The organism is Oceanomicrobium pacificus, from assembly GCF_009833495.1.
Taxonomy (GTDB): Bacteria; Pseudomonadota; Alphaproteobacteria; order Rhodobacterales; family Rhodobacteraceae; genus Oceanomicrobium; species Oceanomicrobium pacificus.
This window is the reverse complement of record NZ_WUWG01000003.1, coordinates 497,808-523,644: the sequence shown is the minus strand read 5'-3', so window position 1 is coordinate 523,644 and position 25,837 is coordinate 497,808. Positions and strand designations below refer to the sequence as shown.

23 protein-coding genes, 1 tRNA gene and 1 pseudogene are annotated in these 25,837 nt (G+C 65.7%); 3 read left to right on the top strand and 22 right to left on the bottom strand.

The features are described from left to right. Positions 1 to 148 precede the first annotated feature (148 nt). Positions 149 to 3,769, bottom strand: coding sequence for a bifunctional proline dehydrogenase/L-glutamate gamma-semialdehyde dehydrogenase PutA (gene putA, locus GSH16_RS09045; RefSeq protein WP_205524051.1), 3,621 nt, complete (start codon positions 3,767 to 3,769; stop codon positions 149 to 151). A 143-nt stretch (positions 3,770 to 3,912) separates the two neighbouring features. Here putA and GSH16_RS09040 point away from each other — a divergent pair, with 143 nt between their 5' ends. Together GSH16_RS09040 and GSH16_RS09035 are read left to right on the top strand one after the other, a co-directional pair. Next, positions 3,913 to 4,350 carry an Lrp/AsnC family transcriptional regulator gene (locus GSH16_RS09040; protein ID WP_160854203.1) on the top strand — a complete coding sequence of 146 codons (438 nt, stop codon included), beginning with the start codon at positions 3,913 to 3,915 and terminating at the stop codon, positions 4,348 to 4,350. 53 nt (positions 4,351 to 4,403) lie between these two features. After that, a complete protein-coding gene (locus tag GSH16_RS09035) occupies positions 4,404 to 5,027 on the top strand; it encodes a TetR family transcriptional regulator C-terminal domain-containing protein (protein ID WP_160854201.1) in 624 nt (207 codons plus the stop codon). Here the strand turns inward: GSH16_RS09035 and GSH16_RS09030 are convergent. From GSH16_RS09030 to GSH16_RS08975, 13 genes are all read right to left on the bottom strand, one after another. After that, positions 5,002 to 5,931 (bottom strand): DMT family transporter, encoded by a 930-nt coding sequence (locus GSH16_RS09030; protein WP_160854199.1) that lies wholly within the window; start codon positions 5,929 to 5,931, stop codon positions 5,002 to 5,004. The two genes, GSH16_RS09035 and GSH16_RS09030, sit on opposite strands and share 26 nt — an antisense overlap. A 2-nt stretch (positions 5,932 to 5,933) precedes the next feature. Continuing rightward, positions 5,934 to 7,238: an NAD-dependent dihydropyrimidine dehydrogenase subunit PreA gene (preA, locus tag GSH16_RS09025; RefSeq protein WP_160854197.1), complete on the bottom strand. Its 1,305-nt coding sequence runs from the start codon at positions 7,236 to 7,238 to the stop codon at positions 5,934 to 5,936. 3 nt (positions 7,239 to 7,241) lie between these two features. Then, entirely contained in the window at positions 7,242 to 8,579 is a 1,338-nt protein-coding gene (locus GSH16_RS09020; protein WP_160854195.1) for an NAD(P)-dependent oxidoreductase, read from the bottom strand. Positions 8,580 to 8,670: 91 nt separating this feature from the next. Next, positions 8,671 to 8,967 carry a DUF1330 domain-containing protein gene (locus GSH16_RS09015; protein ID WP_160854193.1) on the bottom strand — a complete coding sequence of 99 codons (297 nt, stop codon included), beginning with the start codon at positions 8,965 to 8,967 and terminating at the stop codon, positions 8,671 to 8,673. 76 nt (positions 8,968 to 9,043) lie between these two features. Then, entirely contained in the window at positions 9,044 to 10,033 is a 990-nt protein-coding gene (locus tag GSH16_RS09010; RefSeq protein WP_160854191.1) for an ABC transporter substrate-binding protein, read from the bottom strand. 39 nt (positions 10,034 to 10,072) lie between these two features. Then, on the bottom strand, positions 10,073 to 10,918 hold the full coding sequence (locus tag GSH16_RS09005) for an ABC transporter permease (protein WP_160854189.1): 846 nt from the start codon (positions 10,916 to 10,918) through the stop codon (positions 10,073 to 10,075). Next, entirely contained in the window at positions 10,915 to 11,790 is an 876-nt protein-coding gene (locus GSH16_RS09000; RefSeq protein ID WP_160854187.1) for an ABC transporter permease, read from the bottom strand. The genes GSH16_RS09005 and GSH16_RS09000 overlap by 4 nt, the downstream gene beginning before the upstream one ends. Then, positions 11,787 to 11,921: a hypothetical protein gene (locus tag GSH16_RS16010; RefSeq protein WP_268893953.1), complete on the bottom strand. Its 135-nt coding sequence runs from the start codon at positions 11,919 to 11,921 to the stop codon at positions 11,787 to 11,789. Before GSH16_RS16010 ends, GSH16_RS09000 begins: the two co-directional genes overlap by 4 nt. Then, positions 11,914 to 12,714 (bottom strand): ABC transporter ATP-binding protein, encoded by an 801-nt coding sequence (locus GSH16_RS08995; RefSeq protein WP_205524050.1) that lies wholly within the window; start codon positions 12,712 to 12,714, stop codon positions 11,914 to 11,916. The genes GSH16_RS16010 and GSH16_RS08995 overlap by 8 nt, the downstream gene beginning before the upstream one ends. Positions 12,715 to 12,779: 65 nt before the next feature. Then, positions 12,780 to 14,240 carry a dihydropyrimidinase gene (hydA, locus tag GSH16_RS08990; RefSeq protein WP_160854183.1) on the bottom strand — a complete coding sequence of 487 codons (1,461 nt, stop codon included), beginning with the start codon at positions 14,238 to 14,240 and terminating at the stop codon, positions 12,780 to 12,782. Between the two features lie 99 nt (positions 14,241 to 14,339). Continuing rightward, entirely contained in the window at positions 14,340 to 15,599 is a 1,260-nt protein-coding gene (locus GSH16_RS08985; protein WP_160854181.1) for a Zn-dependent hydrolase, read from the bottom strand. Positions 15,600 to 15,612: 13 nt separating this feature from the next. Then, complete coding sequence (locus tag GSH16_RS08980; protein ID WP_160854179.1) at positions 15,613 to 16,941, bottom strand: aspartate aminotransferase family protein; 1,329 nt, start codon at positions 16,939 to 16,941, stop codon at positions 15,613 to 15,615. 167 nt (positions 16,942 to 17,108) lie between these two features. Further along, positions 17,109 to 17,600: a hypothetical protein gene (locus GSH16_RS08975; RefSeq protein WP_160854177.1), complete on the bottom strand. Its 492-nt coding sequence runs from the start codon at positions 17,598 to 17,600 to the stop codon at positions 17,109 to 17,111. Positions 17,601 to 17,773: 173 nt separating this feature from the next. Between GSH16_RS08975 and GSH16_RS08970 the strand changes: the two genes are divergently transcribed. Further along, on the top strand, positions 17,774 to 18,310 hold the full coding sequence (locus GSH16_RS08970) for a DUF333 domain-containing protein (RefSeq protein WP_205524049.1): 537 nt from the start codon (positions 17,774 to 17,776) through the stop codon (positions 18,308 to 18,310). Positions 18,311 to 18,350: 40 nt separating this feature from the next. On the opposite strand, the gene GSH16_RS08965 is transcribed toward GSH16_RS08970, so the two are convergent. The 8 genes and pseudogenes from GSH16_RS08965 to GSH16_RS08930 all read right to left on the bottom strand — a co-directional run bounded on the left by GSH16_RS08965 (position 18,351) and on the right by GSH16_RS08930 (position 25,830). After that, a tRNA-Thr gene (locus tag GSH16_RS08965) sits at positions 18,351 to 18,426 on the bottom strand. Positions 18,427 to 18,476: 50 nt separating this feature from the next. Continuing rightward, positions 18,477 to 20,162, bottom strand: coding sequence for an ABC transporter permease (locus GSH16_RS08960; protein WP_160854175.1), 1,686 nt, complete (start codon positions 20,160 to 20,162; stop codon positions 18,477 to 18,479). A 152-nt stretch (positions 20,163 to 20,314) separates the two neighbouring features. Beyond that, positions 20,315 to 20,464: pseudogene (ccoS, locus tag GSH16_RS15910) on the bottom strand (cbb3-type cytochrome oxidase assembly protein CcoS); the annotation flags it as partial. Then, the gene (locus GSH16_RS08950) at positions 20,461 to 22,671 is read right to left on the bottom strand and encodes a heavy metal translocating P-type ATPase (protein ID WP_160854170.1); all 2,211 of its coding nucleotides are present in this window, start codon (positions 22,669 to 22,671) and stop codon (positions 20,461 to 20,463) included. The gene GSH16_RS08950 and the pseudogene ccoS, both read right to left, overlap by 4 nt. Continuing rightward, positions 22,668 to 23,156, bottom strand: a complete 489-nt coding sequence (locus GSH16_RS08945) for a FixH family protein (protein WP_160854168.1) — start codon at positions 23,154 to 23,156, stop codon at positions 22,668 to 22,670. The genes GSH16_RS08950 and GSH16_RS08945 overlap by 4 nt, the downstream gene beginning before the upstream one ends. Continuing rightward, positions 23,153 to 24,580 carry a cytochrome c oxidase accessory protein CcoG gene (gene ccoG / locus GSH16_RS08940; protein WP_160855170.1) on the bottom strand — a complete coding sequence of 476 codons (1,428 nt, stop codon included), beginning with the start codon at positions 24,578 to 24,580 and terminating at the stop codon, positions 23,153 to 23,155. Before ccoG ends, GSH16_RS08945 begins: the two co-directional genes overlap by 4 nt. A gap of 211 nt (positions 24,581 to 24,791) precedes the next feature. After that, entirely contained in the window at positions 24,792 to 25,667 is an 876-nt protein-coding gene (gene ccoP / locus GSH16_RS08935; protein WP_160854166.1) for a cytochrome-c oxidase, cbb3-type subunit III, read from the bottom strand. Then, the gene (locus GSH16_RS08930; RefSeq protein ID WP_160854164.1) at positions 25,660 to 25,830 is read right to left on the bottom strand and encodes a cbb3-type cytochrome c oxidase subunit 3; all 171 of its coding nucleotides are present in this window, start codon (positions 25,828 to 25,830) and stop codon (positions 25,660 to 25,662) included. Before GSH16_RS08930 ends, ccoP begins: the two co-directional genes overlap by 8 nt. Between the last annotated feature and the right edge of the window lie 7 nt (positions 25,831 to 25,837).

The window sequence follows — 25,837 nt, the reverse complement described above, 5'->3', positions numbered from 1 at the left end:
TCGAGAGGCACGCCACAGGACTGCCTCCGTTTAGCCGCCCCCCGGTAGGAGGTCAACTGAATGACCCCCGCCAACGGCCCGAAAAACCGGGTTTGTTCCGGGTTAAATCGTCCCACCCACGGGACGGATTTCAGACTGTTTTGCTCGGTTAATCGCCCCCCGTTTCCGCCAGAAGCGCGGCATTGCCACCGGCGGCGGTCGTGTCGACGCAGACAGCGCGCTCAAGCGCGAAGGCCGCCGGGCGGTCCGCGTCCGATATGATCCGGCGGATCGGGCCGTCCTCTGCGGCCAGTGCGCGCCTCAGGGGGGCGAGCAGCGGTGCGGCCGGATCGATGGCAAATGCGGCCACCGGCACGTGTGCCAGCGCATCGGACGTGGCATCCGCGGGGACAATCTCCAGCGGCAACCCGGCGCGCGACAGGTGGGACAGCGCGCCAGCCTGCGCGCCGACGGCCAGCACACGGTTTCCGCACCGCAGCGCATGAATGGCCTGGGTCAGGAAATCCGCTGCCGTGGGCCCCAGAATCGCCACCGTGCCAAGCGGGTGCAGGCTGAGGCTGTTCGCCTCTCCGGTCGGACCGGGCAGGTCCACGGGTCCCATATCGACTTGCGCAGCCTTCGCCAGTGCCGCACGCCCGCGGCCGCGCAGAGCGGCCCGCAACGCGCCCAGAGGATCACCGGGCGGCATCGGCCGTGCGGACAGTCTATCAAGCGCGGCCAGCAGGTCCGTATCTGCACCTGCATCGGACTGCGCCGGACCCTGCCCCGCAGGAGCCGGTCCTGCCCCTGCCCGCTTGCGGAACCGCGGCAGATAGTGCGGCCCGCCCGCTTTCGGTCCGGTGCCTGACAGCCCCTCCCCGCCAAATGGCTGGGCCGCCACGATCGCGCCGATCTGGTTGCGGTTGATATAGAGGTTCCCGATCTCCATCCGGTCCACCACATCCTGTGCGCGCCGGTCGATCCGAGTATGCAGCCCGAAGGTCAGCCCGTAGCCGCGGGCATTCACCTCCGCCATCACCGCATTGATCCTGTCCGCGCGGAACCCCGCCAGATGCAGGACGGGGCCGAAGATCTCGCGCTCCATCGCCCCGATCCCGTCCACGGCCAGAAGCGTCGGCGCCAGGAAATGGCCTTCGGACGGCGCGTCGGTGCGGTGGATGAGCCGGCCGTCCGCCGCGGCGCTGGCAACATAGGCTGCGAAATCCGCCTGCGCTTCCGCGTCGATCAGCGGGCCGACATCGGTCGCCGGGTCGCGCGGATCGCCCAGCCGCAGCGCATCCATCGCGCCTGTCAGCATCTCGATGAAAGGTGCCCGGATATCCTCCTGCACATAGACGATGCGCAAGGCGGAACAGCGCTGGCCCGCGCTCTGGAAGGCCGAGGCCAGCGTGTCGCGCACAGCCTGTTCCAGAAGCGCCGTGCTGTCGACGATCATCGCATTGAGGCCGCCCGTCTCGGCGATCAGCATCGCATCAGGCGCCGCATGGGCGGCAAGGGACCGCTCGATTAGCCGTGCGACTTCCGTCGAGCCGGTGAAACAGACCCCTTTTATGCGCGGATCGGCGGTCAGGGCTGCCCCGACCTCCGGCCCGTCGCCCGGCAGAAGCTGCAACACATCGCGCGGGATGCCCGCCTCGTGCAGCAAGGCGGTCGCGCGGGCCGCGATGAGCGGCGTCTGTTCGGCGGGTTTGGCCAGCACCGTGTTGCCGGTAACGAGCGCAGCAGCCACCTGTCCGGTAAAAATCGCCAGCGGAAAGTTCCAGGGCGAGATGCAGACGAGCGGGCCGCGCGCCTCCGATCCGGCACAAGCCTCTTCGGCCTCGGCGGCGTAATAATGCAGGAAATCAATCGCTTCACGCAGTTCGGCCACACAGTCCGGCAGGGTCTTGCCGGCCTCCCGCGCGGCCAGCGCGAACAGTTCCAGCGCATGCGCCTCGAACAGGGCGGCCGCGCGGGACAGACAGGCCGCCCGCTCTGCAACCGGCGTCGCCGCCCAAGCCTGCGCTGCAGCCGCCGCGCGGGCAACTGCAGGTGCGACATCGCTACGCGCGGCTTGACGGATCGAGCCGGGGCTGTCGCCGGGCCGCGCGGGATTGGTCAGGGTCTGGACCGGTCCGGAGAGGCCCTCGGGCGCCATCTCCCAGCGATGGTCCCCCATGAAGGCCGATCCGGTGATCCGGTCGACCGTGTCCGGATCGGTCAGGTCCCAACCCCGCGCATTCTCCCGCACCGGGCTGAAGATCGCGGGCGGCGCCGGAATCGCCGGATTGGCGACAGGTTCGGCCACCTCCAGCGCCGTGAACGGATCGGAAGCGATCTCCTCGGGTGCGACATTCTCGTCCACGATCTGGTGCACGAAACTCGAATTGGCGCCATTCTCCAGAAGCCGTCGCACCAGATAGGCCAGCAGGTCGCGATGGGCGCCCACAGGCGCATAGACACGGCAGCGGGTGCCGAAATCGCGGCGCACGATATCGTGGAGCGCCCCGCCCATCCCGTGCAGGCGCTGGAACTCGAACCCATCCCGGTCTTCGCCCGCCATATGCAGGATCGCGGCCATCGTGTGGGCATTGTGCGTGGCGAACTGCCCGTAGATCCGGTCTCGCATACCCAGCAGCTTGCGCGCACAGGCAATATAGCTGACGTCGGTCGCGACCTTGCGGGTGAAAACCGGATAGCTGTCGAGCCCCAGCACCTGCGCCCGCTTGATCTCCGTGTCCCAATAAGCGCCCTTCACAAGCCGGACCATGATGCGGCGGTCGTGCCGTTCGGCCAGCGCATGCAGCCAGTCGAGCACATGCGGCGCGCGGCGCCCGTAGGCCTGCACCACGACGCCGAACCCGTCCCATCCGGCAAGGTCGGGCGACGACAGGGCATGGTCCAGAATGTCGAGCGACAGGTCGAGCCGGTCGGCTTCCTCCGCATCGACATTGAGGCCGATGCCGGCATCCTTCGCGGCACGGCAGAGATCGAGCAACCGTGCGCCGAGCGCAGGCACCACATGGGCCTTCTGGCCATATTCGTATCGCGGATGGAGCGCCGACAGTTTGACGGAGATCCCCGGCGCGTCACGCAGGTCGGGCGCGGACGGCGCCTTGGCCAGACGGGCAATCGCATCGGCATAGGCGTTGAAATAGCGCTCTGCATCGGCATGGGTGCGCGCGGCCTCTCCCAGCATGTCATAGGAGAAGGTGATGCCTTTTGCCCGGTCGCCCGCACCGCGGGCAATGGCGGCATCCATCGTCTCGCCGAGCACGAACTGGTCGCCCATCTCGCGCATCGCCTTGCGCACGGCCACGCGGATCACCGGCTCGCCCAGTCGCCGCACCACGCCGCGCAGCGCGCCGACGACCCCCGGTTCCTCATCCTCCAGCACACGTCCGGTCAGCATCAGCGCCCAGGTCGAGGCATTGACAAGGATCGAGCCGCTGTCGCCCACATGGGCGGCCCAGTCATGCGGTGCGATCTTGTCCTCGATCAGATCGTCGATCGTTTCGGCATCGGGCACGCGCAACAGCGCCTCGGCCAGACACATGAGCGCGACGCCCTCCTCCGAGGAGAGGCCATATTCGGCAAGAAAACTCTCCATCACGGCCGGTTCGCTGTGATCGCGCACAGCGCGCACAAGCGCGGCGCCGCGCCCCGATATGCGCCGCCGGTCCTCCGGCGACAGGGCAGCCAGATCGACAAGAACCGACAGGCATTCGGCTTCGGGGGCAAGGGTTGCGGACCGGATCATGTCCCGGTGGCGCGAAAGAAGGTCGGTCATAGGTGAACTCCGCCAGAAACTGTACAAGTCTACGCCGGTCCTGAAGCGCATTTTGCCCGAATTTTCTGCGGCTGCACAATTTTGAACTTCAGTTTCATTCATTTTCAGCCAAAAATGCTGCGAAACGGACCACGGCAGGAAAAATGGACATCATAGACCGCCGCATCATCGCCGCCCTGTCCGCAGACGGACGCATGACCATGACCGCACTTGCAGACCGCGTGGGCCTGTCCAAGAGCCCCGTGCAGCAGCGCGTGCGCGCGCTCGAGCGCCGCGGGATCATCAAGGGCTACACCACCGTGCTGGACCATAGCCAGTTGCAGGCCGGCCATATCGCCTTCGTGCAGGTCTCGCTCCGCGACACGCGCTCGGCCGCACTCGCCGCGTTCAACAAGGCCGTGCATGCCATTCCCGAAATCGAACAGTGCCACATGATGGCCGCCGATTTCGATTATTTGCTGAAAGTGCGGACCCGCGACATCCAGCATTTCCGGCGTATTCTCGGAGAATCCATCTCCGGCCTGCCGCATGTGGGCAAAACCTCGACCTATGTGTCGATGGAACCGGTCAAGGATATTTGACCAAAAGGTCAGAACGGCGCATGCTGTGATTTCAGGCAGTTCGGGGAACAGGCATGAACGACCAGTCCGGCAAGGGACAGACCCGCATCCAGAAGCAGAATTCGCGCAAGATCCGGGAGGCCGCGCTCGACGTCTTCTCGGCCGAAGGGTTTCGCGGGGCGACCATCGACCGGATCGCGGCGGCGGCGGGCATGTCGAAGCCGAACCTGCTCTACTATTACGCCACCAAGGAAGAGATCTATCGCGCCGTGCTCGACGCCACGCTCGACAATTGGCTGGAGCCGCTGCGCGCCATCGACCCGGACGGCGATGCAGTGTCGGAACTGCGCAACTATATCCGCCGCAAGCTGGAAATGGCGCGCGACTTTCCGCGCGAGAGCCGGCTCTATGCGAACGAGATCATTCGTGGCGCGCCGATCATCACCGAGGAGCTTGAGGATCTGCGTACGCTGGTGAACGAGAAATCCGAGATCATCCGCGGCTGGATCGCGCGCGGCCAGATGGCCGAGATCGACCCGCGACACCTGTTTTTCGCGATCTGGGCGATGACGCAACACTATGCGGATTTCGACGCGCAGGTGCGCACGGTGCTCGACGATTCCGGCGACGGCCGGTTCAACGATGCGGCCCGGGCGGTGGAAACGCTCGTCTTCAGCGGGCTGCGGCCGCGCCCCTGACCCGCGCACCGGTGACGAGCAGAAGTCCGAGGCCCGCCGCCGCGAGCGCCGTACCGACCCAGATCACCGGATCGGACCAGCCCTGCCCGAGTAGCCCCGACCAGACCAGCACGAAACTCGGTGTCAGGTAGGTATAGGCCATGACCTGCCCCGCCGGCAGCCGCAGGGCGGAATACTGGATCAGGAAGAAGGTCGCCGCGCTCGCCGCAAGCGCCGTGTAGAGGATCGTGACCCAGACAATCGCCGGCAGCGCCAGCCAGTCGGTTGCGAGGATCGGCCTCCAGCCCCAGATCCCGATCACGACGGTTTGCGCGACGAGCGTGTAGAAGCTGAACAGGATGACCGGCTCGCCCCGGTTGAGCGGGCGCACAAGCGCCGTCTGCAACGCATAGGCGAGGCAACCGATGGCAAAGATCCGCTCGCCCGGCCCGATGGCAAAGGCGCGCAGAGCACCGAGGTCGGCCCGGAAGATAATCCAGAGCGCGCCCGTTGCCGCGAGGGTCATGGCCACAAGCATCGCAATGGAGGTGCGCTGACGCATCAGGATCCAGCCGCAAGCGGCGGCCATCAAGGGCGTCAGCGTGAAAACGGCCGAGGTCGCCACCGGGTCGGTGATCTGCAGCGCGTGGAACATGGTCACGAAATAGGTCGCGCCGAGCGCACCCAACAGCAGAAACCGCCACGCGGCGCGATGCTCCGGCCAGCCGAGCCTGTGTCCTTGCGCCCGCGCAACCAGACCGACCGCCGCCGTGGCAATGACGAAGCGGACAAGGTTGAGCGCCGACGGGTCGATCGCCGGCGCGGCCAGCCCGCCAAGCGCGAAACTGCCCGCCACCAGCGCCGAGAAGAGCAGCATGGCGAGATGCCCCCGGCGACGCTCCGCCGGGGACGCTGTCTGGTCCATCCCTATTCCGCCGCGACGCGGGCGGGGTTGTTGGGATGCGTGGTCCAGTCGGCCGGCGTGGCCTCGACCACCTTGCCGGTGCGCAGGTCGGTCGCCCCGGGGGCCAGTTCCTCCATCGTGATGCAGCCCTCGACCGGGCAGACATTGACGCAGAGGTTGCAGGCCACGCATTCCTCGTCGATCACCTCGAAGGTCCGGTCTTCGGACATGGAGATCGCCTGATGCGACGTGTCCTCGCAGGCGGCATAGCAGCGCCCGCATTTGATGCAGTCCTCCTGGCTGATCCGCGCCTTGGTGATGTAGTTGAGGTTCAGGTTCTGCCAATCGGAACAGTTGGGCACGGCGCGGCCGACAATGGCGTCGATGCTGTCGTGGCCCTTCTCGTCCATCCACTGGCCAAGACCCGTGATCATCTCCTGCACGATCTTGAACCCGTAGGTCATCGCCGCGGTGCAGACCTGCACATTGCCCGCGCCGAGCGCCATGAATTCGGCCGCGTCACGCCAGGTCGTCACGCCGCCAATGCCGGAGATCGGCAGGTTGGCGGTCTCGGGATTGCGGGCAATCTCGGCCACCATGTTGAGCGCGATCGGCTTCACCGCCGGGCCGCAATAGCCGCCATGTGCGCCCTTGCCGTCGATGGTCGGCTCCGGCGCGAACAGGTCCAGATCCACCGAGGTGATCGAGTTGATCGTGTTGATCAGGCTCACCGCATCGGCGCCACCGCGATGAGCGGCTTCGGCCGGCCGCCGGACATCGGTGATATTGGGCGTCAGCTTCACGATGCAGGGCATGCGGGTGTTCTGCTTCACCCAGCGGGTTACCATCTCGATATATTCCGGCACCTGCCCGACGGCAGATCCCATGCCGCGCTCGCTCATCCCGTGCGGGCAACCGAAATTCAACTCCACCCCGTCTGCGCCGGTCTCTTCGACGAGCGGCAGGATGCGTTTCCACGCCTCTTCCTCGCAGGGCACCATCAGCGACACGACCAAGGCGCGGTCCGGATAGTCGCGCTTGACCGCCTTGATCTCGCGCAGGTTGACCTCCAGCGGGCGGTCGGTGATGAGCTCGATATTGTTGAGCCCGAGCAACCGGCGGTCGGCCCCCCAGATCGCGCCATAGCGCGGCCCGTTCACGTTCACGACCGGCGGTCCGGCCTCGCCGAGGGTTTTCCAGACGACGCCGCCCCAGCCCGCCTCGAAGGCGCGGCGGACATTATATTCCTTGTCGGTCGGCGGCGCCGAGGCGAGCCAGAACGGATTGGGGGACTTGATCCCCACGAAGTCGGCACTGAGATCAGCCATGGTTCACCCCTTCCCCATCAGTTTCGCATGAATATCTTCGGCGGCATCGCGGCCTTCGGCCACGGCTGTCACGGTAAGGTCCTCGCCGCCCGCGGCGCAGTCGCCACCGGCCCAGACCCGGTCGTGGCTCGTGCGCCCCGGACCGTCTACCGCGATCTTATTGCCCGCAAGCGTGAGCCCGTCCGGCGTGCCGTCGAGCCGCTGGCCGATGGCCTTGAGCACCTGATCGGCCTCGATCACGAATGTCTCTCCGGTCGCCACCAGCCCGTCGGGGCCGGATGCGGTGCGCTCGAACACGACACCCGTGGCGGCGCCGTTGCCCTCTACCTTGACCGGCTGGGCATTGAATACGATCCGCACGCCCTTGGACGCGGCCAGATCCTGTTCGAAGCGCGAGGCACCCATCGCATCCCGCCCGCGGCGGTAGACCATGGCCACATCCTGAGCGCCGAGGAGCTTGGCCTGCACGGCGGCATCGACCGCCGTCATGCCGCCGCCGATCACCACGACCCGCTTGCCAACCGGCACGGTGGCCAAGTCATCGGCCTGTCGCAGGCGGGCGATGAAGTCGACCGCATCCTCGACACCGGCCTTGCCCTCGCCTTCGGCCCGGAGCGCGTTCACGCCACCAAGCCCCATGCCGAGAAATACAGCATCATGTTCGCCGAGCAGACCGTCAAGGGTCAGATCCGACCCGAGCGCGGTCCCGGTTTTGAGGGTGATCCCGCCGATCTCCAGCAGCCAGTCCAGTTCGGCCTGCGCGAACCCGTCGACCGTCTTGTAGGAGGCAATGCCATATTCGTTGAGCCCGCCACCTTTGGGGCGCGCGTCGTAAAGCGTCACATCATGACCGTGCATCGCAAGCCGGTGTGCACAGGCGAGGCCAGCCGGACCCGCGCCGACCACGGCCACCGTCTTGCCGGTCGCAGCCGCGCGGGTGAATGGATGCCGTCCCGTGGCCATCAGCGTATCGGTCGCGTGGCGCTGCAAGCGGCCGATCTCCACCGGCTTGCCCTCGGCCGCCTCGCGGACGCAGGCCTCCTCGCAGAGCGTTTCGGTCGGACAGACGCGGGCGCACATGCCGCCAAGAATGTTTTGAGACAGGATCGTATCCGCCGCGGCCAGTTCCGCACCTGTCGCGATCTGGCGGATGAAGAGCGGGATATCGATATCCGTCGGACAGGCGGTGATGCAGGGCGCATCGTGGCAGAAATAGCAGCGATCCGCGGCCACCTGCGCCTCATGCGCGTCGTAGGCCGGATGCAGGTCACTGAAATTCTTGGCATAGTCTTCGGGACTGAGGCGGCCCGCTTCAATGCCCGGCGTGGCAGTGGCGTCCATATTGAACTTCCCTGTTTTTTTATCGGTTGGAAAAAGCGTAAGTCAGGTCCATTTTTTTATCAACTGGTAAAATATTACGCTTTTCCGGCCGTTAGGCTCCTGTCCCCTCGAAGAGCACCATCGTGCAGTCCGCGTTGGCGTGGCGGATCGGTTTCACAGGCGCATATTCGGGGCTGTCGATGAAGCCGCGCGCCGATTCCATATCGGGAAAGGCGATCAGGACCATCCGTGTGGGCGACCAGAGATCGGCCTCGATCACCTCCATCGCGCCCCCTCGGGCGAGGTAGCGGCCGCCGAATTTCTCGGCAATCGGGCGGGCCAGACGCTTGTACTCCTCATAGGCGTCCGGGTCGGAAATTTTCGTATCCACGATCAGATAGGCTGTCATGTCGTTCTCCCTCGGGAATGAAGAAGGGCGGACCCGTCCGGACCCGCCCCTCATGCACTCACCCTGTCAGCGTGGCTCAGTTGAGCGCGGCATCGGTGATGTCATGCGTCCAGGCGCCTTCCGGGGCCTTGGTGATGACCGGATCGGACCCGCCCGAGAGGAGCGATTCAACCGTCCGCTCGTAATCGGCCGGATCAAGTGCGCCGTTCGACCCTGCGGTCAGTTTGGCGATCTCGCCCATCATGCGCTTCTGGTGCTCCTCGGTCTGGGCACCGGTCGCGTCATTGTCGAGCACGATCATCGCGGCTTCGTCCGGGTTTTCCTCAGCATATTTCCAGCCTTTCATCGACGCGCGGACGAAACGCACCAGCTTGTCGACCTCGGCCGGATCGGCGAGCTTCTCTTCGAGCACGTAAAGACCGTCCTCCAGCGTTGCGACGCCCTGATCCTCATATTTGAAGACCACCAGATCGTCGGGCGTCAGGCCCGCGTCGATGATCTGCCAATATTCATTATAGGTCATAGTGGACACGCAGTCCGCCTGGCCCTGCAGGATCGGATCGACGTTGAAGCCCTGTTTCAGAACCGTCACGCCCTCGTCGCCGCCTTCGGTCGACAGGCCGAGCTTCGACATCCAGCTGAGGAAGGGAAATTCGTTGCCGAAGAACCAGACGCCCAGCGTCTTGCCGGCGAAATCGTCCGGCGAGGCGATGCCGGTATCCTTGCGGCAAGTCAGCATCATGCCCGACGATTTGAACGGCTGCGCGATGTTGACGAGCGGCAGGCCTTTCTCACGCGCGGCCAGTGCAGCGGGCATCCATTCCACCGTCACGTCGGCGCCGCCACCGGCGATCACCTGCGTCGGCGCGATGTCCGGCCCACCGGGCTGGATGGTCACGTTCAGGTCTTCTTCCTCGTAGAAGCCCTTGTCGAGCGCCACATAATAGCCGGCGAACTGCGACTGGGTGACCCATTTGAGCTGCAGCGTCAGGTCATCGGCCGCCTGCGCCATGCCAGCGCCGAGGGCCATGGCCGCAACCGCGGCCCCGATTAGTATTTTTTTCATTTTTTACTCTCCTTGTTGAACCTCGTTGCCCGACTTGCGTTACCTCCGCTGGCTCGGGTGCCAGAAAGTGGCCGCTTTCTCCAGAAGCGTTACCACCCCATAGAATGCGGTGCCCGCGAGCGCGGATACCACGATGGTGGCCCAGACCATGTCGAGCGAGAGCCGCCCCACTTCGGTCGAGATGCGAAAGCCCATCCCCTTGATGGGAGAGCCGAAGAACTCCGCCACGATAGCCCCGATCAGGGCCAGCGTGGTGCAGATTTTCAATCCGTTGAAAATGAACGGTCCCGCTGCCGGCAGCCGCAGCTTGAACAGCGTCTGCCAGTAGCTCGCGCCATAGGTCCGCATCAGGTCGCGGCTCATCGGATCGGCCTGCTGCAGCCCCTGCACCGTGTTCACGAGCATCGGGAAGAAGCACATGACGACAACCACCGCCGCCTTGCTCTGCCAGTCGAACCCGAACCACATGACGAGGATCGGCGCCATGCCGATGATCGGCAGCGCGGCCACGAAATTGCCGACCGGCAGCAGCCCGCGCTGCAGGAAGGGCGAGCGGTCGATCAGGATCGCGGTCAGGAAGGCGGCGCCGCAGCCGATCGCATAGCCGGTGAGCGCGCCCTTGATGAAGGTCTGGACGAAATCGATCCAGAGCGTGCCCGCCTTGTCGCCGAGCGCCACCACGATGGCCGACGGCGGCGGCAGGAGCACCGCCTTGACCTCCAGGCCGCGCACCAGCCCTTCCCACAGGACGATGATCGCGATGCCGAAGAGCACCGGCACGATGATCCGCCGGCCCGGTTTGTCGGGGTTCTTCGACAGACGCACATTCACCGCCCATGCGGCCAGCCAGAACAGGAGTGCGGCAAGGATGATGAGCCCGTTCATCGCGCGAACCCCATACGTTTGTTCACAACCCGCTCGACCAGCCCGACGATCCCGACAAGGCAGGCCGCGAGCGCCGCGGCCGAGATGAGCGCCGACCAGATCTGGATCGTCTGCCCGTAATAGCTGCCCGCAAGCAGGCGCGCGCCGAGCCCGGCGACCGCGCCGGTCGGCAACTCGCCGACGATCGCACCGACGAGCGAGGCCGCCACCGCGACCTTCAGCGACGTGAAGAGATACGGCACCGACGAGGGGAAGCGCAATTTCCAGAAGGTCTGGGCCGGCGAAGCGCTATAAGTCCGCATCTGGTCGATCAGCATCGCGTCAGGGCTGCGCAGCCCCTTGACCATGCCGACGACGACCGGGAAGAAGCTCAGATACATGGAAATGATTGCCTTCGGGATCAGGCCCGACAGGCCGACCGCGTTCAGCACCACGATGATCATCGGCGCGATGGCCAGAATCGGGATCGCCTGGCTCGCGATGACCCAGGGCATGACGCTCATGTCCATCGCCCGGTTATAGACGATGCCGATGGCAAGCAGGATGCCGAAGCCTGCGCCGAAAACGAAGCCCAAGAGCGTCGCCGAGAGCGTGATCCAGCCGTGATAGACGAGCGAGCGCTTCGACGTGATTTTCTTTTCTGCCGTGGTTTCCCAGATCTCGGTGGCAATCTGGTGCGGGGCCGGCAATTTCGGCTTGTCCTGGCTCCACGTGTCGGCCACCAGTTCCGACGCGCTGAGGTCAACGCCCGCGCGGGTCGCCTGATCGCGTGCCCACGGGGCGTTGAGCGCGATGGCCGCGAGATACCAGAGACCGACGATCAGGGCGACGACGGTCAGGATCGGCAGGGCGTGGGACAGGAACCGGCTCATGACGGCAACCGCCCGTTCAGGCCGAGCCGCACACCCCGCATCAGTCCGGCCCCGACGCCGGCGGCGTAAGCCACCGCACACAGGAGCCGCAGCCCGATCCGTGCTACCCGGTGCAGAACCGCCTCAATCATAGGAATGCCCCGCGCGCAGGCCCTCGCGCACGCGGTGCGCGATTTCCAGAAACTCCGGCGTCTCCCGGATATCGAGCGGCCGCTCCTTCGGCAGGCTGCTCTCGATCACGTCCGTAACGCGCCCCGGCCGCGGCGACATGACGACAATCTTGGTCGACAAGTAGACGGCTTCGGGGATCGAATGGGTGACAAAGCCGATGGTCTTGCCGGTACGCGCCCAGAGCGCGAGCAGTTGTTCGTTCAGATGGTCGCGCACGATCTCGTCGAGCGCGCCGAACGGTTCGTCCATCAAAAGGATGTCCGCGTCAAAAGCCAGCGCCCGCGCGATCGACGCGCGCTGCTGCATGCCGCCCGACAGCTGCCAGGGATACTTCTTGTCGAACCCGGACAGGTCGACAAGATCGAGGACCTGCGCGACCTTCTCGGCTTGTTCCTCTTTCGACAGGCCGATGATCTCCAGCGGCAGGGCGATGTTGCGCCCGATCGTCCGCCAGGGCAGCAGGCCCGCCGCCTGGAACACGTAGCCGTAAGCGCGCGCCAGGCGCGCCTGGCGCGGGGTCTGGCCGTTGACGGTGATCGTGCCGCCGGTCGGCTGTTCGAGATCCGCGATCACCCGAAGGAACGTCGTCTTGCCGCAGCCCGACGGTCCGATGAAGGAAACGAACTCCCCTTCCTCGATGTCGAGGGTCACATCTTTCAGGGCGTGGACCGGCCCGTCATTTGTCTCGAAGGTCAGGCTGAGGTCGCGGGCCGCGATCACCGGGGTCTTTGTCACGTCTGGTCTTTCTTTCATGGTCGGGCCGCCCGCCCCTTCGGGCGGACGGTGCGGGCCGGCGCGCAGGCGCCTTGCCCCCTTGGTCAGATCCCGGCGGGGATGTTGAGCGGATCGCGTTCGATCCGTTTCGGCGCGGTCAGTTCCTTCCATTTGGACAGCGCGACGCTTGCCGACGGGAAGGCCGGACGCGGGATGAACTTGCCACGCCCCGGTTGCGGCTGGCTGTTCTTGCCCCAGGCCCAGATCACGTCACCGCGGTTGAGCGTGTAACGGGCTTGCGCCGACACGTCGAAGCCTTCGAAGACGTTATAGTCGAGCACCGAATGGTGGTTGGAGGTGGAGATCATCTTGGAAATCTTCGGGTCCCAGACGACGATATCAGCATCCGCCCCTTCGACGATCGCGCCCTTGCGCGGATAGATGTTGAGGATCTTGGCCACGTTGGTCGAGGTGGCCGCAACAAATTCGTTGGGCGTCAGCCGGCCGGTTTCCACACCTCGGGTCCAGAGCACGGCGAGCCGTTCCTCCAGCCCGTTCGAGCCGTTCGGGATCAGGGTGAAATTGTCCCTTCCCATCCGCTTCTGGTCGGTCGTGAAGGCCGCGTGGTCCGTCGCGACCACTTGCAGCGACCCCGATTGCAGACCCGCCCAGAGGCTGTCCTGATGGTCCTTGGACCGGAAGGGCGGCGACATGACCCGCCGCGCGGCATGGTCCCAATCCTTGTCAAAATATTCCGACTCGTCGAGCGTCAGGAACTGGATCAGCGGCTCGCCATAGACCCGCATCCCCTTCTGGCGCGCGCGCCGGATCGCCTCATGCGCCTGTTCGCAGGACACATGCACGATATAGAGCGGCACGCCGGCCGCGTCGGCAATGGTGATGGCGCGGTTCGCGGCCTCGCCCTCCAGCTCCGGCGGGCGCGAATAGGCATGACCTTCCGGCCCGGTGATGCCCTCGGCCAGGTACTTCTGCTGCAACTCGGCCACCAGATCGCCGTTCTCCGCATGGACCATGGGCAGTGCGCCCAGCTCGCCGCAGCGCTTGAAGGATGCGAACATCTCGTCATCCTCGATCATCAGCGCGCCCTTGTAGGCCATGAAATGCTTGAAGGAGTTGACGCCCATTTTCACGGCGTCCTCCATCTCGGCGAAGATCGTCTCGTCCCAGCCGGTGATCGCCATGTGATAGCCGATATCCGAGCAGATCTGCGGCGCGGACTTGCGGTGCCATTCGTTGATCGCGTTCTTGATCGAACCGTCCGCGCCGGGCAGGCAGAAATCGACGAGCATGGTGGTGCCGCCCGCCGCCGCCGCCCAGGTGCCGCTCTCGAAGGTTTCGGCCGCCGTTGTGCCCATGAAGGGCATTTCCAGATGGGTATGCGGGTCGATCCCGCCCGGGATCACATAGGCGCCCTCGGCGTCGATATATTCGTCACCTTTCAGATCCTCGCCGATCTGCTTGATGATCTCGCCTTCGATGAGCACGTCGGCCTTCCACGTCCGGTCGGCCGTGCAGACGGTGCCCCCTTTGATAACCTTGGTCATACGACCCTCCTGTTGGTGCGGCGGGACCGGATTGCGTGACCCGATCCTCTTTGCTGATGCGCCCGCGCCCCTGTCCGGGTGCGCGGGCGCGAAAGTCTGTCAGTCATCCTCTTCCACGAGACCGGCGGTCTCCACCACTGCGTGGAAGAGCACATTGGCGCCCGCCTCGGCCCAGGCAGGGCTGATCTCCTCCGCCTCGTTGTGGCTCAGCCCGTCGACGCAGGGGCACATGACCATCGCGGTCGGGGCCACCCGGTTGATCCAGCAGGCATCATGTCCGGCGCCGGAAATCAGGTTCCGGTGGCTGTAGCCCAGCCGTTCCGCCGCGCGGCGCACGGCGGCGACGCAATCATCGTCGAAGGTCACCGGATCGAAATGCCCCGCCTCCTCGAAGGCAATCTCCAGCCCCAGATCCTCGGCGATTTTCGGCGCTTCCTTTTCCAGCCGCGCCTTCATCGCATCCAGCACATCCTGATGCGGCGAGCGGAAATCGATGGTGAAGACCGTCTGGCCGGGGATCACGTTGCGCGAATTGGGATAGACGTCGATATGCCCGATGGCACCGACGGCCTCGGGCTGGTTGTCCATCGCGATCTCGTGCACCAGTTCAGTGATCCGCGCCATGCCAAGGCCGGCATTGCGGCGCATCGGCATCGGCGTGGAGCCGGTGTGGCTTTCCTTGCCGGTCAGCGTGACCTGAATCCACCAGAGCCCCTGCCCGTGCGTGACGACGCCGATATCCTTGTCCTCGGCCTCGAGGATCGGACCCTGTTCGATATGCAACTCGAAAAAGGCGTGCATCTTGCGATCGCCGACGGTCTCCTCACCACGCCAGCCGATCCGCTCCAGCTCGTCGCCGAAGCGCTTGCCTTTGGCATCGACCCGGTCATAGGCCCAGTCCTGCGTGTGCATACCGGCAAAAACGCCCGAGGCGAGCATGGCCGGTGCGAAGCGGGTGCCCTCCTCGTTCGTCCAGTTGGTCACAACGATCGGATGCCGCGTCTTTAGGCCGAAATCATTGAGGGTCCGCACCAGCTCCAGCCCGCCGAGCACACCCAGCACACCGTCATATTTGCCGCCGGTGGGCTGGGTGTCCAAATGCGAGCCGACATAGACCGGCAGCGCGTCCGGATCGGTGCCTTCGCGACGGGCAAACATGTTGCCCATCTGGTCGACACCCATCGTCAGCCCGGCATCCTCACACCATTTCTGGAACAGGGCCCGGCCCTCGGCATCCTCGTCGGTCAGTGTCTGGCGGTTATTGCCGCCTGCGACACCTGGCCCGATCTGGGCCATTTCCATGAGGCTGTCCCACAGGCGGTCGCCATTGATCTTCATGTTCTCCGCTGGTGCGGCCATGTGTGTCTCCCTGTCAGTCCAGCTGTTTCAGCACATCAGCGATGGTGCCCACGAGCGTGTCGATATGCGATTTCTCGATGATGAGCGGCGGGGACAGCGCGATGATGTCGCCCGTCGTGCGCACAAGCACGCCGCGGTCATAACAATCGAGGAAGGCCTGGAAGGCGCGTTTCGTCGGCGCACCGGCAATCGGCTCCAGTTCGATGCCGCCGATCAGGCCGGTGTTGCGGATGTCGATCACATGCGGCAGGCCCTTCAGCGAATGGAGCGCATCCTCCCAATAGGGTGCCAGTTCCGCCGCGCGGGTCAGAAGACCGTCCTCGGCATAGGTGTCGAGCGTCGCGATACCGGCTGCCGCCGCCATCGGGTTGCCGGAATAGGTGTAGCCGTGGAACAGTTCGATCATGTTCTCCGGCCCGGTCATGAACGCGTCATGAATGTCGGAAGTGCAGAGCACCGCGCCCATCGGGATCACGCCGTTGGTCAGGCCCTTGGCCGTCGTCATCATGTCGGGCAGCACATCGTAATGCTGGGCGGCAAAGGGCGAGCCGAGGCGGCCGAAACCGGTGATGACCTCGTCGAAGATGAGCAGGATGCCGTGCTTCTTGGTGATCTCGCGCAGGCGCTTCAGATAGCCCTTCGGCGGGATCAGCACGCCGGTGGAGCCGGCCATCGGCTCGACGATCACCGCCGCGATGGTGGATGCATCGTGCAGCGCGACCAGCCGCTCCAACTCGTCGGCCAGATCCTCGCCATGTTGGGGCTGACCGCGGGTAAAGGCGTTCAGGTCCGGCTGGTGCGTGTGCGGCAGGTGGTCGACGCCGGTCAGAAGCGTGCCGTAATGCTTGCGGTTGGCCACGATGCCGCCGACCGAGATGCCGCCGAAATTCACGCCGTGATAGCCGCGCTCGCGACCGATCAGGCGGGTCCGGGTGCCCTCGCCCCGAGCGCGATGGTATGCAATCGCGATTTTAAGAGCCGTATCAACGCTTTCCGATCCGGAGTTCGTGTAGAACACATGGTCGATCCCCTCCGGCGCGATATCGACCAGCCGGTTGGCCAGTTCGAATGCTTTCGGGTGGCCCATCTGGAAGGCGGGCGCATAATCGAGCTCGCCCGCTTGCTGGCGGATGGCCTCGGTGATCTTGGGGCGCCCGTGGCCCGCGTTGCAGCACCAGAGCCCGGCCGTGCCGTCCAGCACCTGTCGCCCGTCCTGCGTGGTATAATGCATGTCCTGCGCCGCCACGAACATGCGCGGATTGGATTTGAACTGGCGGTTTGCCGTGAAGGGCATCCAGAAGGCGCGCAGGTCGTTGGGAGCGATGGAACGGGCGTCAGTCATAGTCTCTCTCGTGACAATCTTGCCGCCTGCGTGATGGCGCAGGACGCAAGGGATTGAAAAATTGACCCGTTGGTCAAAATCACGTTATCAGAGTGCCACAACCGGTCAAGAAATTTCCCTGCCGGATTCGCCCTTCCCGGTCAACCGCGACCGGAGCCACCGGTCCGTCAGCGCCCCGCGCGCACCGAGACGATTTCCTCTTCCCAAAACGGCTCCCCGATGACGTCGGGCAGGTTCGGAAAGCTGAGCGGGACCGAGAAACTGCGCAACTGGCCCGGCGGGATGGAGACCCGCGCAATGCCCTGTGACTGGCCGATCGTGTCGCAGCCCTGCGGAGCGGCTTCCAGATCGGGGCAGTCGAACACCGTCACCTGAAGGGTGAAGTCGAGCAGGTCCCAGTCCGAGGACCCGTTCACCGCCCGCCCCTGCACGGTCAGGAACCGTGGCCCGGGTGTGAAGCTGAGGTCGCTCAATTCGACCTCTTCCACCGCGATCCGCGCCTCCTGCGCCGGACGGGCACGGTCATTGACGACCATATAGCCGACGACACCAAGCCCCATCAGAACCGCAGCCACGGCAAAGGCCCAGCGGAATCGCGGCACCATGAACGCCCCGTAGAGCAGCGCAAGAAAGACAATGGCACTCAGGGCAATGGGCATCGGGTCCTCCGGCCGGACAAAATCACAGGATTATCAAACGAATATAGGGAGGGTCGGCCAGCTTTCCCAGTGCGAACCCATGCGGTTTCCTGTTGGTATCTTTCGCGTTGGTGGCAATAGTGGCGTTTGAAAGACTCACCGCCCAGCCCACAAGCGAAAGGCCGCGACCGATGATGTCACACCGCAGTACCTGCCTCACCGCCCTTGCCCTTGCCTGCACCGCCCCGGTCCTGCCCGCTGGCGCCGAGGACGCAACCACCCGCCTCGCCAACCCGGCGGCGGTCTATTGCATCGATCAGGGCGGGTTCTTCGGCATTCGGGAGACGGATACGGGACGGGCCGGGGTCTGCCTGACGGCAGATGGAGAAGCACTGGATGCCTGGGACTATTTTCGCGCGGCTGACCAGGACCCTGTGACACTCGCGAACCCCGCCGCGACCTTCTGCGTGGAGGGCGGCGGCAGCTACGACCTGACGGATGGCAGTTGCACGCTCGCGGACGGCACCCGCGTTGACGGCTGGGACCATTTCCGAAAGGCCCATGGGCAATCCGCGCAAATGGTCAACCCGGCAGCGGCTTTCTGCGTGGACAGCGGCGGCGCCTACCGGATCGTGTCCGGCGATGACGGCAACCAGACCGGCCGCTGCACGCTGGCCGACGGGACGGACCTGGATGCGTGGGTCCACTTCCGGGAAAACGCGCCGGAATAGGTCCGCCGAGGCGGGTGTTCAGGAGAGTTCTGGCTGGAAATGGTGCCCCCACACGGACTCGAACCGCGGACCTACTGATTACAAATCAGTTGCTCTACCAGCTGAGCTATAGGGGCGCCGAGGCGTGTCTACTGCGATCCGTCGCCCCGACGCAAGGCGAAACTGATCAGCGGCGCCAACTGGTGCGGGCGCTGTAGATGAGCAGGAGCACGGGCAGCAGCCCGACAAGGATCACGGCCAGCGCCGCCGGCGATGCCGCGCCCAGATTTTCAAGCGACGCCTGCCCGTAGACACGCGTGGCAAGCGTGTCGAAATTGAACGGCCGCAGGATCAGCGTGGCGGGCAGTTCCTTGGTCGTATCGACGAAGATCAGCAGCACCGCCGTTGCCACTGAGCCGCGGATGAGCGGCACATGCACCTCTGCCAGCGCGCCCATCCGCCCGCGCCCCAGAGACCGCGCGGCCATATCCATCGAGGGTGTCACCCGCCCCATGGCACTGTCGACCGCCCCCTGCCCGATCGCGAAGAACCGGACGACATAGGCCAGCACCATGGCCGCGGCCGAGCCCGTCAGCAGAAGGCCCGGATCGACGCCGAATGTGCCTTCGATCAGGTCCGCCACCCGGTGGTCGAGCGCGGCGAACGGGATCAGGATGCCAATGGCCAGCACCGCGCCCGGTGCGGCATAGCCGATCGTCGTCACAGGCATCAGGAGCCGCGGCAGGCGCCGGCCGCTCTGCCGCACCCCGTAGACCATGAAGAGCGCCGCGAGCACCGTCACGGCGGCTGTTGCAAGTCCCAGCCCCAGCGTGTGCAGACCCGCCCGCCACAGCGCCGGATCGGCCCATGCATCCAGATGCGACAGCGCGTGGTTGAGGATCACCCCGACCGGCAGCACGAAGCCCGCCAGCACCGGCAGAAGGCAGGCAACCAGTGCCAGAGCGGCGCGCCAACCCGTCAGGTCCGTGCCCTCGATCGGGCGCACCCGTTTCGATGTCTGGTGGAAGCGGCGGTTGCGGCGCGAGACACGTTCCAGCGCCGCGAGCAGGAGCACGAGCGTCAGCATCACGCAGGCAATCTGCGCCGCACCGCCGGCATTGTAGCTCTCGAGCCAGGTGGTGAAGATGCCGGTCGTCAGCGTCTGCACGGCGAAATAGTCGACCGTCCCGAAATCGTTCAGCGTTTCCATCATGGCGATGGCGGCGCCTGCTGCAATGGCGGGCCGCGCCAGCGGCAGGGCCACCCGCAGGAAACTCGCCACCGGTCCGCAACCGAGCGCGCGGGACACTTCCAGTGCACAGACCGACTGTTCGCGGAAAGCGGCACGGGCCAGCAGGTAGACATAGGGATAGAGCGACAGCGTCAGGACGAGGCAGGCCGAGGGCAAGGACCGGATTTCGGGAAACCAGTAGTCACGCGCGTCGGTCCATCCGAACAGGCTGCGGAGCCCCGTCTGCACAGGTCCCGCATATTCCAGCAGGTCGACCAGCGCATAGGCCCCGATATAGGCGGGAATGGCGAGCGGCATCAGGAGCGCCCAGTCCAGATGCTTGCGCAACGGGAAGCGCGTCATCACCACAAGCCAGGCCGCGCCCGTCCCGATGAGGGCCGAGCCGAGGCCGACCGCGAACATCAGGATCAGGCTGTTGCCCAGATAGCGTGGCAGCGTCGTGGCCACCAGATGCGGCCAGATATTCTCCCGCGGGGTGAGGGCTATCCAGCCAACCGCGACGAGCGGCATCAGCACCATGGCCGCGATCAGGAGCGCACCCACCGACCAGAGGTCGGGGCGCGGCAGCCGCCAGCGGCGCGCGGGTGCGAAATCGCTATTCTGACTGGATTGATCAACCATTGCCGATGCCATACTGCGCGGGGCGGCCCAAGTCCAGCGGTTCAGCGCGCGCGGCGGAACCGTTCGGACGGCGTATCAGCATCCGCATCGGCCTCACCGGCAACGCCGCTCTCGGGCGGCTGGCGGCCCGGCGCTTGCGCGCTGTCGGACATCGGCGCGTCATCATAGCGGTCCGACAGGATCCGGTGCGCCTGCCCTTCGGGATCGTCATACTGGTCCGCCCGCAGCGACCAGAAGAAGGCCGCCAGACCGAGCAGGCCCAGCCCGAGGGAGACGGGAATCAGAAGCGCCAGAACCGTCATGTCCGCCGCCCCAGCCGCAACGCATTGACCGACACGAGGATCGAGCTTGTCGACATGGCGATCGCCGCCATGAGCGGCGTCGCAATGCCGGAGAGCGCGAGCGGCACCGCGATCATGTTATAGACCGCCGCGATGGAGAAATTCTCCAGTATCCGGCGGCGCGCGGCGACGGCGAGCGCCCGGGTGCTCGCCACACGCGACAGGTCGTTGCTGGTGATGATCATATCGGCGCTCGACCGCGTGGCGTCGACGGCACTGGCCGGCGACATGGAGACATCCGCAGCCGCGAGCGCGGCCGTGTCATTCAGCCCGTCACCCACCATCAGGACGGTGTGACCGGCCTCTTTCAATCCGGTGATATGCCGGACCTTTTCCTCCGGGGTCATGCCGGCTTCCCATTGTGCAATCCCGCTCCGGTCGGCCAGATCGGCGACGGCCGGCGCCACGTCGCCCGACAGGAGCCGCACATCGACCCCGGCGCGGGTCAGTGCGGCGACCGTCTCGGGCGCTTCGGGGCGCATCTCGTCACGGAAGGCGATCCGGCGCGGTTCCTCGCCTTCGATCCCGAGCCAGCTTGCCGTCTGGCTCTGCCGGCCCGTCCCGTCCGCGCCGACCCAGTCGGCCCGGCCCAGCCGCACGCGGCGCCCCTGCCAGAGCGCCTCCGTCCCGAAGCCCGGCCATTCCCGGACTTTTTCCAGTTGAGCGGGACGGATGCCGAGCGCCGATGCGCTGTCGCGGATCGCGGCGGCCAGCGGATGCGCGCTCCCCTGCCCCAGACCGGCGGCAACGGCCCAGTCGCGATCGTCGAGTGTCGTCGCCTGCGCATCGACCGTGGGCGTGCCGCGGGTCAGCGTGCCGGTCTTGTCGAAGATCGCCACATCGGCCCGCGCAAGCTTTTCGAGCGCCACCCCGTCCTTCAAGAGCACACCGGAGCGGAAAAGCCGGCCCGAGGCGCTCGCGAGCACGGCCGGCACCGCCAACCCCAGCGCACAGGGACAGGTGATGATGAGCACTGCCGCCGCGATATTCGTGGCCAGCCGCCAGTCGCCCGTCTTCACCCCCCAGAACAGGAACGCGACAGCCGCCAATCCATGCACCAGCGGCGCATATACCTTCGCCGCACGATCGGCGAGCGAAGTGTAGTGGTTGCGGGTCGTCTCCGCCTGTTCCACAAGCCGCGCGATCTGCTTGAGGAGCGTGTCCTCACCCACCGCATCGGCACGCAGCGTGAGCGGACCGCTCAGGTTCAGCATACCCGCGCGCGCCGCCATATCCGGTCCGACCGAAACCGGCACGGTTTCTCCGGTCAGCAGGCTCGGGTCGAGGTCGGAATGCCCCTCCAGCACCGTGCCGTCCACGGGCACGCGCTGTCCGACGGGCACGAGCAAACGGTCCCCGGCGGCAACCGCATCGACCGAGACGACGCTTTGGTGTCCTTCGGCATCGAGCCGTGTCACCTTCTGCACATCCAGCGCGGCCAGTTCGCCTGCGGCCGTGCGCGCCGCCGCGCGCGTCCGGTGGTCGAGATAGCGCCCGATCAGCAGGAAGAAACAGAGCGTCAGCGCCGCGTCAAAATAGGCATGCGCCCCGCTTTCCATCGTCTCTGCGAGCGACACGCCGCAGGCGAGGATCAGCGCCAGCGAGATCGGCACATCCATGTTGAGCCGCCCGACCCGCAGCGCCGACCATGCGTTGCGGAAGAACGGCAGGCCGGAAAAAGCCACCGTCGGCAGGGCAATCGCGGCCGACACCCAATGCAACAGATCCCGGGTCGCGTCCGTGGCCCCCGACCAGACGGAGACCGACAGCAGCATCACATTCATCGCGGCAAAGCCAGCAACGCCAAGGCGCGCCAGCAGGTCGCGCCCGACCGCGTCGGTCTGGATCGCTTCCATCGCGCCCGCATCGAGCGCATGGGCCTCGAACCCCAACCGGTCGAGCGCGGCGATGAGCCGGTCCTCGATCTCCGGATGGTCATGGGCGGTGACGGTGACCCGCCGCAGGGTCAGGTTGACCCGCGCGGCATCCACGTCCGCACGATCCGCCAACCCCGCTTCGATGGTCGTCATGCAGGCGGCGCAATGAACGGTCGGCACGGAAAACTGGAACCGTTTCAGCGGTCCGGACGTGTCCACGTCCCCGCTTCGCGGCATCTCGCCCACTGGGCAGGCCGGACAGACCGGCCCGTGCAGTGCCGTGTCGCTCATCCCGCGCGCGCCACGAAAAGTTCCAGCCGCGTGTCGTAGCGGTCGATCTCTGCCGTGCCGTCGGTTCCGGGCATGGGCAGTGTCACGTCAAGGCGCCACTTGCCGCCGTTGAGGTCCGCCGGTGCCACGAACAGATCGCCGCGCCGCGTGAGAACCAGCGGCTGGTCGTCCCGCTGGTGGGTCATCCGGCCGAGCGTCCCCTCGACCACGGCCAGATCGAGCACCTGCCCGTCCCGGTCGCGCGCATCGAGCAACACTTCCCCGTTCTCATAGGCCAGATCGAAGCGCCAGCCGAGCGCGGCCTGCCGCGACGACTTGGCCTCGAATTTTTGCGAGGCGACGTAGCTGTTGGGTGTCTCCAGCCCCGGGAAGGACCCGACAGCGGCGAACAGCATCGCCATGTTGGCGGCAATGATGATGCCGAAGGCGGCCACACAGATCATCAGGACCTTGCGGCCGGTCAGGGGTTTCTCGGTTGCGCTCATTCGCCTTTCCCGTGGTAGATCGAGTCGCTGTAGGACCGTTCGTTGCTCTCCGGATCCTCGACCCAGAAGCGCACGTCCGTGACCCGTTCGTCCACCGCCGCACTTTCCGGTCCGGCGGTCAGATAGACCCGCTGATTGTAAACCGAATCCGCAGGCACCGTCACGCTGGTGCCCTCCTCGCCTTCCAGCGCGATGGTGAAGTCGGACGTGTCCGCCGTGTAGCTCAGGGCGAACACCCGGTCCTCGCCATGCTTGTTACGCAGACGGATGTCATAGGTGTTGCGCACCGATCCGTCCGAGAGTGTGACATTGAGCGGATTGCGCACCGGCGCCACGGTCAGTTCGATATCGGACCGCATGAACAGCGCGACGACAAGCGCGATGCCGATCCCGGCCCAGAGCACGGTGTAGATCATCGTGCGGACCCGCAGAATATGCATCCATGCGGGGCGCGGCGGATTGCCGGCCCGCTCCCGCGGCTCGTCGTTCAGGGTGCAATAGTCGATGAGCCCGCGCGGCTTGCCGATCTTCTCCATCACATCGTCGCACGCGTCGATGCAGAGCGCGCAGGTGATGCAGGCCAGCTGCTGCCCGTCGCGGATGTCGATCCCCATCGGGCAGACATTCACGCAGGCATTGCAGTCGATACAGTCGCCGAGCGCCTCCGCGCCCTCCTTCTTGCGATGCTTGCCGCGCGGCTCGCCCCGCCAGGAGCGGTAGGCCACGGTCAGCGTATCCTCGTCCATCATCGCGGCCTGGATGCGCGGCCAGGGGCACATGTAGATGCAGACCTGCTCGCGCATGAAGCCGCCGAAGGTGAAGGTCGTTGCGGTCAGGATACCGATGGACGCATAGGCGACGAAGGGCGCCTGCAGCGTCACCAGATCGCGCAGCAGCGTCGGTGCGTCGGCAAAATAGAAGACCCATGCGCCGCCGGTCGCGACCGCGATCAGGAACCAGACGGTCCATTTCGTGACCCGCAGGCGGACCTTGCGCGCATCCCATTTCTGGTTCCAGAGCCGCACGCGGGCGTTCCGGTCGCCCTCGATCCAGCGCTCCACGAGGATGAAAAGGTCGGTCCAGACGGTCTGCGGGCAGGTATAGCCGCACCAGACCCGCCCAAGCGCCGACGTGAAGAGGAAAAGCCCCAGCCCGGCCATGATGAGCAGGCCCGCCACGAAATAGAATTCATGCGGCCAGATCTCGATCATGAAGAAGAAGAAGCGCCGGTTGGCCAGATCGACCAGAACCGCCTGGTCCGACATGTTCGGACCGCGGTCCCAGCGGATCCACGGGGTCAGGTAATAGATCCCCAGCGTCACCGCGAGGATCCACCATTTCAGGCGGCGGAACCAGCCGGACACGCGCCGCGGGAAGATCGGCTCCCGCGCGGCGTAGAGTTTCGGCGGTTCCTCGCTGCTCATCGTGCTCAAGTTCGGGCCTCCGTGGGCTGCTCTGCGGGCGGGGCCGGACCATCCGGTCCGGTCGGCGCCATGGGTCGAGCGTCGGGCATTCGCGCCCCGGCTTCAAGCAACGTCGGCGTGAAGCGGTGTCGCGCGGCGTCTGGTCACAAGCCCTGCGACAAGATGCGCCGCGCGCGGCAGGTGCCGGACTGTGGGGCCCGGCACCCGTGGCTCATTCGCCGCCACCCAGTCCGTGGACATAGGCGGAGACCTGACGGATCTGCGCCTCGGTCAGGCGGTCCTGCCAGGGCGGCATGATGCCGTAGCGGCTGTAGGTGATCGTCTCGTGGATTTCCTCTTCCGAGCCGCCATAGAGCCAGATCGCATCGGTCAGGTTCGGCGCGCCCTGTTCGCGGTCGCCCATGCCGGCATCCCCGTGACAGGAGGCGCAGTTCTCGGCATAGAGCTCTGCCCCCGTTGCAGCGAGGCCGGCATCATGGTCCTGACCGGAAATGGCCAGCACATGGGCGGTGAGCGCGTCGATTTCCTCACCCTCCAGGATCTCTCCGAAAGCCGGCATCTGCGAGAAGCGCGTGTCGGGGTCGGCTTCCCAGCGGATCCCGTGGGTGATGGTCTGGTGGATGGCCTCGATATCGCCGCCCCAGAGCCAGTCATCGTCCAGAAGGTTCGGGTACCCTGCCGCCTGAACGCCGGCGGCCCCTGCCCCGTGGCACTGGGCGCAATAGGTCTTGAAGACCGCGGCCCCGCCGGCCATCGCATAGCGCTGCAGTTCCGGGTCGGCGCTGATCTCGGTCAGTTCGGCCGCCACAAGCTGGCTGTCGATCTCCGCATTGGCATCGCGCGCGGCCTGCATCTCCTCGGCCAGCTGGCCGCGGGTGGAAAAGCCCAGCAGCCCCGGCGTCGCGCCGTTGACCAGCGGAATGGCGGGGAAAAGGATCACATAGATCACCGCCCAGACAATGGTGGCGTAGAAGGTCCAGAGCCACCAGCGTGGCATGGGCGTGTCATATTCGCGGATCCCGTCCCACTCGTGGCCGGTGGTGCCGTATTCCTCGGCCTTGTCCTGTTCTTTTTTCGTGTCAGCCATCGTGATCGTCTCCGATCTTGTCATTGCGGAAGGGGATGTTGGCGATGTCGTCATGGATTTCCCGTGACCCAGGGCGGAAGGCCCAGAAGATCACGAAGATAAATCCGAGAAACAGCGCCAGCAGTCCCCAGCTGTCGGCCATTTCGCGCAGGAAATCATACATGTGCGCG

Bases quoted from the DNA above. Each gene is read 5' to 3' on its own strand.
- putA (WP_205524051.1), bottom strand. From the start codon at position 3,769: ATGACCGACCTTCTTTCGCGCCACCGGGACATGATCCGGTCCGCAACC.
- GSH16_RS09040 (WP_160854203.1), top strand. From the start codon at position 3,913: ATGGACATCATAGACCGCCGCATCATCGCCGCCCTGTCCGCAGACGGA.
- GSH16_RS09035 (WP_160854201.1), top strand. From the start codon at position 4,404: ATGAACGACCAGTCCGGCAAGGGACAGACCCGCATCCAGAAGCAGAAT.
- GSH16_RS09030 (WP_160854199.1), bottom strand. From the start codon at position 5,931: ATGGACCAGACAGCGTCCCCGGCGGAGCGTCGCCGGGGGCATCTCGCC.
- preA (WP_160854197.1), bottom strand. From the start codon at position 7,238: ATGGCTGATCTCAGTGCCGACTTCGTGGGGATCAAGTCCCCCAATCCG.
- GSH16_RS09020 (WP_160854195.1), bottom strand. From the start codon at position 8,579: ATGGACGCCACTGCCACGCCGGGCATTGAAGCGGGCCGCCTCAGTCCC.
- GSH16_RS09015 (WP_160854193.1), bottom strand. From the start codon at position 8,967: ATGACAGCCTATCTGATCGTGGATACGAAAATTTCCGACCCGGACGCC.
- GSH16_RS09010 (WP_160854191.1), bottom strand. From the start codon at position 10,033: ATGAAAAAAATACTAATCGGGGCCGCGGTTGCGGCCATGGCCCTCGGC.
- GSH16_RS09005 (WP_160854189.1), bottom strand. From the start codon at position 10,918: ATGAACGGGCTCATCATCCTTGCCGCACTCCTGTTCTGGCTGGCCGCA.
- GSH16_RS09000 (WP_160854187.1), bottom strand. From the start codon at position 11,790: ATGAGCCGGTTCCTGTCCCACGCCCTGCCGATCCTGACCGTCGTCGCC.
- GSH16_RS16010 (WP_268893953.1), bottom strand. From the start codon at position 11,921: ATGATTGAGGCGGTTCTGCACCGGGTAGCACGGATCGGGCTGCGGCTC.
- GSH16_RS08995 (WP_205524050.1), bottom strand. From the start codon at position 12,714: ATGAAAGAAAGACCAGACGTGACAAAGACCCCGGTGATCGCGGCCCGC.
- hydA (WP_160854183.1), bottom strand. From the start codon at position 14,240: ATGACCAAGGTTATCAAAGGGGGCACCGTCTGCACGGCCGACCGGACG.
- GSH16_RS08985 (WP_160854181.1), bottom strand. From the start codon at position 15,599: ATGGCCGCACCAGCGGAGAACATGAAGATCAATGGCGACCGCCTGTGG.
- GSH16_RS08980 (WP_160854179.1), bottom strand. From the start codon at position 16,941: ATGACTGACGCCCGTTCCATCGCTCCCAACGACCTGCGCGCCTTCTGG.
- GSH16_RS08975 (WP_160854177.1), bottom strand. From the start codon at position 17,600: ATGCCCATTGCCCTGAGTGCCATTGTCTTTCTTGCGCTGCTCTACGGG.
- GSH16_RS08970 (WP_205524049.1), top strand. From the start codon at position 17,774: ATGTCACACCGCAGTACCTGCCTCACCGCCCTTGCCCTTGCCTGCACC.
- GSH16_RS08960 (WP_160854175.1), bottom strand. From the start codon at position 20,162: ATGGTTGATCAATCCAGTCAGAATAGCGATTTCGCACCCGCGCGCCGC.
- GSH16_RS08950 (WP_160854170.1), bottom strand. From the start codon at position 22,671: ATGAGCGACACGGCACTGCACGGGCCGGTCTGTCCGGCCTGCCCAGTG.
- GSH16_RS08945 (WP_160854168.1), bottom strand. From the start codon at position 23,156: ATGAGCGCAACCGAGAAACCCCTGACCGGCCGCAAGGTCCTGATGATC.
- ccoG (WP_160855170.1), bottom strand. From the start codon at position 24,580: ATGAGCAGCGAGGAACCGCCGAAACTCTACGCCGCGCGGGAGCCGATC.
- ccoP (WP_160854166.1), bottom strand. From the start codon at position 25,667: ATGGCTGACACGAAAAAAGAACAGGACAAGGCCGAGGAATACGGCACC.
- GSH16_RS08930 (WP_160854164.1), bottom strand. From the start codon at position 25,830: ATGTATGATTTCCTGCGCGAAATGGCCGACAGCTGGGGACTGCTGGCG.